At 59.0% G+C, this 1,203-nt stretch carries 3 protein-coding genes; 2 read left to right on the forward strand and 1 reads right to left on the reverse strand.

From position 1 onward, the window contains the following. On the forward strand, window positions 1–321 hold a 321-nt coding region (locus J4F42_02320), incomplete at its 5' end, for an LLM class flavin-dependent oxidoreductase (GenBank protein ID MCE2484322.1). A gap of 43 nt (window positions 322–364) precedes the next feature. Here J4F42_02320 and J4F42_02325 read toward each other — a convergent pair. After that, window positions 365–664, reverse strand: coding sequence for a DUF1330 domain-containing protein (locus J4F42_02325; GenBank protein ID MCE2484323.1), 300 nt, complete (start codon window positions 662–664; stop codon window positions 365–367). Between the two features lie 186 nt (window positions 665–850). Between J4F42_02325 and J4F42_02330 the strand changes: the two genes are divergently transcribed. Continuing rightward, a partial coding sequence (locus J4F42_02330) for a hypothetical protein (protein ID MCE2484324.1) occupies window positions 851–1,203 on the forward strand: 353 nt, incomplete at its 3' end.

Consider the following 1,203-nt stretch of genomic DNA (forward strand, 5'->3'; position numbering starts at 1 on the left):
CCGGTTCTGGTCGGCGGAATCGGCTCACCCTACGTCTATCGCCGCGTCGCCGAATGGGGCGACGGCTGGATCCCGCTGATCGCCGATATGGCGGCCTTTCATGACGGTATGGAAAAATTGAAACGAGCCTGCGAGGCGGTCGGACGTGATATGGACACGGTGGACATCACCGTGTTTGGCGGTCCCGGACAGTGGCGCAACGGTGAGGAATTGGCAGAACTCGAGCGGGCTGGAGCGAACCGGGTCACGCTCTGGCTCAACGCCTTCGAGACCGAGGACATGCTCAAAGACCTCGACTCCCTGGCCAGTCAGGTATTGTAGCCCGGACGAAAGGTTCGTTCCCGATGCCCGCTCGTGGGCCGCATCAGGAATCTGACAGCCCGTCAACCAATATAAGCTCGGCGTCAGAGCCGCTCTGACGCAGCGTGATAAGCGGAGCGTACTCGGGGTCGTGGTACCACGCCCGGGCCTGCTCCATGGATGGGAACTCAATCACGACCATCGTGCTCGACGGTGGCGTTGTCCCCTCCACCACATCCATCTCCCCTCCACGCACCAAGTAGCGCCCGCCGTGCTTTTGGACCAGGGCCTGGACCTTCGGACCGTACTCTTCTAACCACGCTGGGTCTCGTATCTCCACTCGACCGATAAGATAGGCTGGCATACACATCTCCTTCCTTGTCTTTGCTGTGGGTCTGCTCCGGTTTGTATCACACGAGTCGCGTCGTGTCCTTGACGCAGCTCCCTCTTGTCCACTAGAAGGGAGGCTTCCATAGGAAGACCGGGACAAGAGAAGGTTCTGAGGAAGAGACGCTCCTGTCCGCCGTCCAAACCTGCAAAGAAGGAAAACATGGAGTCATTTTTTCGGTGGATCATCCGTTTTCGATGGCTGGTCATCGTACTGGCCCTCGCCAGTACAGTTCTGGCCGCCCTGCCCCTGCAAAGCCTGCGCTTTGAGGGCGATGTCGAGGCAAATTTCCCGGCCAACGACCCGGTCATCAACTATAACAAGATGGTCGAGGAACGCTTCGGCATACGCGATCTCATCATGATCGGCGTTTTCAACGACAATCCCGACGAAAACGGCGTCTTCAACCCCCGCACGCTGAGCCTGGTCAAAGAGTTCTCGGAAAAAATCGCCCTGCTGCCGGGCATCAAAGCGGTCCGCGACGAGGATGTGGCCAGCGTCGCCACCATGGACAA

The organism is Desulfurellaceae bacterium (assembly GCA_021296095.1).
Lineage (GTDB): Bacteria > Desulfobacterota > Binatia > Bin18 > Bin18 > JAAXHF01.